This is a genomic window from Micromonospora mangrovicola (genome assembly GCF_047200535.1).
Classification (GTDB): Bacteria; Actinomycetota; Actinomycetes; order Mycobacteriales; family Micromonosporaceae; genus Micromonospora.
Genome location: NZ_JBJZOG010000077.1, coordinates 23,374 through 31,096 on the forward strand (window position 1 = coordinate 23,374; position 7,723 = coordinate 31,096).

General features: G+C 75.7%; 6 protein-coding genes. 2 read left to right on the forward strand and 4 right to left on the reverse strand.

Annotated features, from left to right (window positions below):
- Positions 1 to 14: 14 nt before the first annotated feature.
- Positions 15 to 974, forward strand: coding sequence for a GlxA family transcriptional regulator (locus ACL02O_RS24950; RefSeq protein ID WP_412820579.1), 960 nt, complete (start codon positions 15 to 17; stop codon positions 972 to 974).
- Here ACL02O_RS24950 and ACL02O_RS24955 read toward each other — a convergent pair whose 3' ends face one another.
- The 4 genes from ACL02O_RS24955 to dacB all read right to left on the reverse strand — a co-directional run bounded on the left by ACL02O_RS24955 (position 975) and on the right by dacB (position 7,036).
- Entirely contained in the window at positions 975 to 2,603 is a 1,629-nt protein-coding gene (locus ACL02O_RS24955) for a gamma-glutamyltransferase family protein (RefSeq protein WP_412820580.1), read from the reverse strand.
- A 263-nt stretch (positions 2,604 to 2,866) separates the two neighbouring features.
- On the reverse strand, positions 2,867 to 4,006 hold the full coding sequence (gene tilS / locus ACL02O_RS24960) for a tRNA lysidine(34) synthetase TilS (protein ID WP_459560889.1): 1,140 nt from the start codon (positions 4,004 to 4,006) through the stop codon (positions 2,867 to 2,869).
- Positions 4,007 to 4,103: 97 nt separating this feature from the next.
- Positions 4,104 to 5,171, reverse strand: coding sequence for a zinc-dependent metalloprotease (locus ACL02O_RS24965; RefSeq protein ID WP_412820581.1), 1,068 nt, complete (start codon positions 5,169 to 5,171; stop codon positions 4,104 to 4,106).
- 59 nt (positions 5,172 to 5,230) lie between these two features.
- Positions 5,231 to 7,036: a D-alanyl-D-alanine carboxypeptidase/D-alanyl-D-alanine endopeptidase gene (gene dacB, locus ACL02O_RS24970; RefSeq protein WP_412820582.1), complete on the reverse strand. Its 1,806-nt coding sequence runs from the start codon at positions 7,034 to 7,036 to the stop codon at positions 5,231 to 5,233.
- A gap of 155 nt (positions 7,037 to 7,191) precedes the next feature.
- Between dacB and ACL02O_RS24975 the strand changes: the two genes are divergently transcribed.
- Positions 7,192 to 7,698, forward strand: a complete 507-nt coding sequence (locus ACL02O_RS24975) for an inorganic diphosphatase (protein WP_412820583.1) — start codon at positions 7,192 to 7,194, stop codon at positions 7,696 to 7,698.
- Positions 7,699 to 7,723 lie beyond the last annotated feature (25 nt).

Below are 7,723 nucleotides of genomic sequence, written 5' to 3' on the forward strand. Positions count from 1 at the left end.
GTTACCCTCGTCACATGCTCAGATCCGTGGCCGTCGTCGCGCTCGACGAGGTCGCCGCCTTCGAACTCGGCGTGCTCGCCGAGGTGTTCGGCACCGACCGCACCGCCGACGGCTTCCCCGGCTACCGCTTCGACGTCTGCACGGCGGACGGCGCGCCGGTACGCAGCCGCTCCGGCTTCCTGCTCACCCCGCACGCCGACCTGACCCCGGTCGAGGACGCGGACCTGGTCGCCGTGCCCGCGCACGCCGACGGGGCGGCCGTGCCGGAGCCGGTCCTCGCCGCGCTGCGCCGGGCCGCCGATCGGGGCGCCTGGCTGCTCAGCGTCTGCGCCGGCGCGTACGTGCTGGGCGAGGCGGGGCTGCTCGACGGGCGGGACTGCACCACCCACTGGCGGCACGTGGACGACCTGCAACGGCGGTACCCGGCCGCCCGGGTGCGCTGCAACTCGCTGTACGTGCAGGACGGGCGGCTGCTCACCAGCGCCGGCACCGCCGCCGGGATCGACGCCTGCCTGCACCTGGTCCGCCAGGAACACGGCTCGGCCGTCGCCACCCGGCTGGCCCGGCGGATGGTCGTGCCACCGCACCGTGACGGCGGCCAGTCGCAGTACGTCGAGGCGCCGATCGCCAAGGCGCCCGAGGCGCCCACTCTGGAGCCGGTGCTGGAGTGGCTGATGGGGCACCTGGACCGCGCGGTGACCGTGGACGAGCTGGCCGCGCGCGCCGGGATGGCACCGCGGACCTTCGCCCGCCGGTTCCGCGCCGAAACCGGCACCACCCCGCACGACTGGCTGACCAACCAGCGGGTGCTGCTGGCCCGGCGGCTGCTGGAGGAGACCCGGCTGAGCGTGGAGATCGTCGCCGACCAGGTCGGCTTCGGTGACGCCGCCGCGCTGCGGCACCACTTCAGCCGCCGGGTGGGCACCACCCCGCACGCGTACCGGACCACCTTCCGGGAACGCGCCGAGGTCTGATCACCAGCCCAGCATCGCCCCGTCGACCCGGGACTCCGACCCGACGACGTACCCGCCGTAGGGGTGCCGCCAGATCGCCTGCCCGTACCCGAAGGCGGCCGGCTGGTCGGCGACGACGACCTCGTGCCCGCGCGCCCTGAGCGCGGCGGCCAGGTCCGGGTCCAGCTCGGGCTCGACCAGCACGACCCGGCCGGCGTGCCAGTACCAGCGCGGGGTGTCCAGCGCGGCCTGCGGGTCGCGCCCGGCGTCGAGGGTCGCCGAGACGAGCTGTACGTGGCCCTGCGGCTGCATGTGCCCGCCCATCACCCCGAACGGGCCGACCGGCGCGCCGTCCCGGGTCAGGAAACCCGGAATGATGGTGTGGTACGGCCGCTTCGCCGGCCCCACCACGTTCGGATGCTCCGGATCGATCCGGAAGCCGAGGCCCCGGTTCTGCAGGGCGAAGCCGTGGCCGGGCAGCACCACGTGCGAGCCGAAGGCCATGTAGGTGGACTGGATCAGGCTCACCATCATGCCGCCGGAGTCGGCCGTGCAGAGATAGACGGTGCCGCCGCGCTCCGGCTCACCGGCCACCGGCTCGGCCGCCCTGTCGGTGACCAGCGCCCGGCGGGTCGCCGCGTACCCCGGGTCGAGCAGCGCCGCCGTGGGCACCGCAGAGCGCTCCGGGTCGGCGACGTACGCGTGCGCGTCGGCGAAGCCGAGCTTCGTCGCCTCGATCTGCCAGTGCAGCCGCTCCGCGGGCGACAGCGCGGCCAGGTCCACCCCGTCCAGGATCTGCAACGCCAGCAGCGCCGCGATCCCCTGCCCGTTCGGCGGCAGCTCCCACACCTCGTGCCCCCGGTACCGGACGCGAACCGGGTCGACCCACGTCGAGCTGTGCCGCGCGAGGTCACCCCCGGTCAGGAAGCCGCCGGTCCGGGCCGCGTGAGCGTCCAGCGCCCCGGCGATCCGGCCCCGGTAGAAGTCCTCCGCCCGGCTCTCGGCGATCCGGCGCAGCGTGCCGGCCGCATCCGGGTTGCGCCACCACTCACCCCGCCCGGGTGCCCGGCCGTCCACGGTGAACACCCGATCGAACTCGGCGAACTCCTGACCGGTCAGGCCGACGTGCCCGGCAACCCCGTACGCCCAGGTGGCGGCGGTGCCGGGGGCGACCGGAAAGCCGTGCTGGGCGTACCCGATCGCGTCGGTGAAGAGCTCGGCGAACGGCAGCGAGCCGAACCGCTCGTGCAGGTCCCGCCAGCCGGCGGGCGCACCCGGCACGGTCACCGGCAGCCAGCCGCGGGCCGGCATCGCCGGCCCGCCCGCCTGCGCCCCGCCGAGCGCCTCGACCGGCTCCGCGCCGCGCCGGTCCGTCGCCGCCAGCACCAGCTCACGGGTCAGCGCCGCCGGGGACCGCCCGGAGGCGTTCAGCCCGTGCAGCCGCTCGCCGTCCCAGACGATCGCGAAGAGATCGCCGCCGATGTCGTTGGAGGGCGGCTGCACCACGGTCAGGGTGATCGCGGTGGCCAGCGCGGCGTCGACGGCGTTGCCGCCGCGTCGCAGCACGGCCAGGCCCGCCGCAGCCGCGAGCGGCTGGCTGGTCGCGACGGCACCGTTGGGGGCCAGGAGCGGCTGTCGGGGGTACGCCATGCGCCCTGTCTACCGCCTCCGGCGCCTCCCGGCGAGACCCGAACCTCCGGCGGATGCCGGTGCGACTTGCGCCCGGCCAGCCCGCCCCCAGCGTCCGGCGGCCCGCCCCCAGTGGCCCGCGCCCTCCGGCCCGCCCTCAGTGGCCTGCGGCCTGCGCGCCCGCGCCTCCCGGCTTGCCGCAAGTCGGCGAATCCGGCAGGCCGGATCCCCCGGCTCGCCGCATCACGAGTCGATCAAGTGGCCCGGCGGCGGTCCCGGCCCGGTCAGGTGGTCAGGCGGCCCCCCTGGCGGGCGACCGGGATCCCGCCGGGAAGGTGGACCCGGCCCTGACCGTGCCAGTCGGTGACCAAGGCGTCCAGGGCGGCGACGTGCCGGTGCGACAGGGCGGCCGGCGGGGCTCCCAGCTCCCGCGCCCAGACGTGCAGCACCCGGGTGCGTACCGCCTTCGGGAGCGCGGCCAGCGCGGACACCGAGAGGCCGCCCTCGGCCGCCCGCACCGGCCGGGCCACCCACCCTGGGGCTGCGCTGTCCGCCGCCGAAGCGGACCGGGCATTCGGCGCCCGGTCGAGCACCTCCGCTTCGGGCGGCCGGGCGCGGTCGGGCGCCGCCGGGGCGGGCGGCGCGGCAAGCGCGGCGGCGGCCTGGTCGTCGAGGGCGGTGGTGTCGGCCGCGAGCAGACGGGCGGTCCGGGCCAGGTTGTCCACCACCCCCGGGCCGAGCGCGTCCACCAGCGCCGGGAGCAGGTCGGCGCGCACCCGGGACCGGGCGTACGCCGGGTCGGCGTTGTGCGGGTCGTCCCACGGGGTGAGGCCGAGCGCGGCGCACGCCTTGCGGGTGTCCTCCCTGGTCACGTCGAGCAGCGGGCGCAACAGCGGCACTCCGGCCAGCTCGCGGCGCTCCGGCATGCCGGCCAGCCCGCGTGGGCCCGCGCCCCGGGCCAGCGCGAGCAGCACCGTCTCGGCCTGGTCGTCCCGGGTGTGGCCGAGCAGCACCCCGGCGGCGCCGTGGCGGCGCGCGGCGGCGACCAGCGCCTCGTACCGGGCCTCGCGGGCGGCCGCCTCCGGACCGCCGGGCCGTCCGGCGACCTGTACCGCAACCGTCTCTACCGGGTCCAGCCCCAGCTCGCGGGCCCAGCCGGCGACGCCCTCGGCGCGCTCGGCGGAGCCGGGCTGCAGGCCGTGGTCGACGGTCACCAGGCCGGCGCGCCGGCCCAGCCGGGGGGCCACGAAGGCGGTGGCGGCGGCCAACGCCAGCGAGTCGGCGCCGCCGGAACAGGCCACCAGCACCGGCCCGTCCCCGGGCAGCCCGGTCAACGCCCGGCGTACGGCGATCCGCACTGCGGCGACCGGGGCGGCGAGCGGGGCCGCGGCGTCGGGCCCCGTTCGCGACTGCGCGGCTCGCAAACCCGGCTCACTCCTCGCGCTCACAGAGCCAGTCTTCGCTCGCGACTGCGCGGCTCGCAAACCCGGCTCACTCCTCGCGCTCACGGCCTGGGGCGGCTCAGCTGGCGGCCGGGGTGGCCCCGGTCGGCCCGTGCACCCGGGCCACCCAGGCGTCCGGGTCGCCCAGCTCCTCCAGTCGGGGCAGGGTCAGCGGCGAGGCGAAGATCCGGTTGAAGCCGGCCATGCCCACCCTGTCGACCACGCCGTGCACGAACTTGCGACCCTCGGCGTACTGCCGCATCTTGACCTCGATGCCGAGCAGCCGGCGGATCGCCTTCTCCAGCGGGTTGCCGGACTCGCGGCGACGGTTGAACGACGCCCGGATCGACTCGACGCTGGGGATCACCTGCGGCCCGACGCCGTCCATGACGAACTCGGCGTGCCCCTCCAGCAGCGTCATCAGCGCGGTGAGCCGGTCGAGCACGGCCCGCTGCGCCGGCGTCTGCACGATGTCCAGCACGCTGGCCCGGCTCTCCGGGTCCTTCACCGCGTCGGAGAGGGTCGCGACGCCGCGCCGCAGCCGTTCGAGCAGGTGCTCGCCGGCCTGCGCGGCGTCGACGAACGCCTGCACCTCGCTGAGGAAGTACGCGCGCATCCATGGCACCGCGGTGAACTGCGTCCGGTGGGTCACCTCGTGCAGGCAGACCCAGAGCCGGAAGTCCCGAGGGTCGGCGCCCAGCTTCCGCTCCACCTCGACGATGTTCGGCGCCACCAGCAGCAGCTGGCCGGGGTCACCGGCGAAGACCTCGTACTGCCCGAGCACCCGGCCGGAGAGGTATGCCAGCACGGTGCCGGCCTGCACACCGGTGAGCCGGGACCCGACCGCCTCGGTCAGCGGCCCGGGGCGCCGGTCGCCGGAGAGGCGGCTCACCAGCGGTGTGATCACCTCGCGCAGGCCGGCGATGTTCGCCGCGGCCCAGTCCCGCCGGTCCACCACCCTTACCGGCGGGTGGGCGACCTGGGACCGCAGGCCGGTGTAGTCGGCGACGTGCCCGGCCGCCTCCTCGGTCAGCCGTCGCAGCTCGCCGACCACGTCGGTGGCCTCGGCGTACGACACCCGGGGGCCCGACTTGCCCAACGCCCCCGCGGTCGCGGCGGCCAGATCCCAGTCCACGAACTGCGCCATGAACCCACCGTACCCGCGCCGCGACACCCCAACCGGCTATCGACGGCTGTCGCAGCCGCTCAGCGGCAGCCGCATCCGGCCAGCGCGGAGCTGATCCGGTCGAGCGCCTCGCGGGTCGCGTCGAGGGTGCCCGCCGGGGCCCGGTCGGTGAGCACGGCGAAGGTGAGCAGCCGGCCGTCGGCCGTGGTGACCAGGCCGGCGATGGCACTGACCCCGGTCAGCGTCCCGGTCTTGGCCCGGACCACGCCGGCCCCGGCCCTCGTCGCCGAATCCTGGTAGCGGTCGTCGAGGGTGCCGGACCAGCCGCCGACCGGCAGGCCGCCGAAGATCGCCGCCAGCTCGGGGTGGCTGCCGTTGCCGGCGAGGGTGATCAGGTCGGTGAGCAGGGACGGGCTGATCCGGTTGGTCCGGGACAACCCGCTGCCGTCGGCCAGGCTGATCTCGTCGGCCGGCAGCCCCAGCTCGCCGAGCACCTGGCCGGTGGCGGCCGCACCACCGGCGAAGGAGGCCGGCTTGCCCTTCGCGAGCGCCACCTGCCGGGCCATGTACTCGGCGATCACGTTGTCGCTGTCGCTGATCATGATGTCGACCAGGCGGACCAACGGCAGCGACTGGACCTTGCCCAGCTCCGTACCGGGCGTGCCGGCGGCCCCGCCGGAGGCGGCGGGCGCGTTGCCGCGTTTCACCTCGGCGGCGTCGCCGGAGAGCCCGAGCAGCTTCGCGAACTGACGGCCGGCGGTCAGGTCCGGTTGGGGGACCCGCTCCGCCATGCCGTGGGTGTCGTCGAAGGTCTCCCGGGCCCGCTTCGGGTCGCGCCGGGCCCCGTCGGTGGTCAGTGCGGTGATCGCCGCGCCGAAGCCACCGGTGGGAATGTCGTCGTCCCAGCCGGGCCCGTACACCTGGCCGGTGAACAGGGACGAGTCGACGATGACCTTGGTCGGTGCGGTTTCGCCGAGCGCCTTGCGCACCTGCGCGGCGAGGTCGTCCAGCCGGGCCGCGCCCGGGTAGAAGCCGTTCTTGTCCACGGCAAGGGTCGGGTCGCCGCCGCCGACCAGGATCACCTCGCCGGGGTTCGCACCGACCACCGCTCGGGTGGGGATCCGGTACGCCGGGCCCCGGGCCGCCAGCACGGCGACCCCGGTGGCCAGCTTCGTCACCGAGGCGGGGACGGTCGGGGTGTCCTGCCCGCGGCCGTAGAGCGCGTCGCCGGTGGCCACGTCGGCCACCGAGATGTTCACCCGCTCGCCGAGCGCGGCTGCGCCGACCAGCGGTTCGAGCGCGGCGCGTACACCGTCGGGGGTGGGCGTCGGGGCGTTGGGGTCGGCGGCGGCGAGCACCTCCGGCGGGGCGGGCTCGGGCGTTCCGGCGCTGGCGGTCGGCGCGGCGGCCTCACCGCCCAACCAGCCGGCCACCGGTCCGGGCCGGACCACAGCCAGCCCGACGGCGGCCACCGCGATCACCAGGACGGCGGCCAGTACCGCCAGCAGCCGGCCCCGGCCCCGGCCGGCGGGCGCGGGCGGCGGCGGGGCGGCGCCGGAGGGTGGGACCGGCGGGCTCACCGGGATCCCGCCGGGCGCCTCGGGCGCCGGCCAATTCGTCGGGGCGGCCGGACCGGCGGCGTATTGTCGCGGATCGGCGCGGCCCACCGGGCCGTACGCGGAGGGATCGGCGCGGCCGACCGGATCGGGACCGTACGCGGAGGGATCGGCGCGGCCGACCAGGGCGGATCCGGCGGCGGGTGCGGAGCGTCCGGCGGGATCGACCCCCGGTATCCGTACCCGTCCGGTGGCACCGCCGGGAGCGGAACCGCCGGACTTCCGCCCGTCAACCCCTTCGGGGCGGTAGTGTGAATCTTCCCTCCCCATGACCCCCTCCTCCCCCGCTCAAACACGCCTTGGGTGACACTACTTCGGTCCGAACACTATGCGGCGGCCGGAGCCGACGGGGGTCGTTCACCCGCGCGGGGGGCGGCGCCACTGGTTTCCGTTAGCCAGCGTGGGCAAACGAGGGAGCGTGGAAGATGGATTTCGACGTCACGGTTGAGATCCCGAAGGGTCACCGCAACAAGTACGAGGTGGACCACGTGACCGGCCGGATCCGGCTGGACCGCACCCTCTTCACCTCCACGCAGTACCCGGCCGACTACGGCTTCATCGAGGGCACCCTGGGCGAGGACGGCGACCCGCTGGACGCCCTGGTGCTGGTCCCCGAACCCACCTTCCCCGGCTGCCTGATCCGCTGCCGCACCATCGGCATGTTCCGGATGACGGACGAGAAGGGCGGCGACGACAAGGTCCTCTGCGTCCCCTACGAGGATCCGCGCCAGGAGCACCTGCGGGACATCCACCACCTGGGCGAGTTCGACCGGCTGGAGATCCAGCACTTCTTCGAGGTGTACAAGGACCTGGAGCCGGGCAAGTCGGTCGAGGGCGCGACCTGGGTGGGCCGTACCGAGGCCGAGGCCGAGATCGTGGCGTCCTTCCGGCGGGCCAAGGAGGCCGAGGAGCGCGGCGAGACGCTGCACTGACCTGACCTGCGTCGACGGGCCCGGG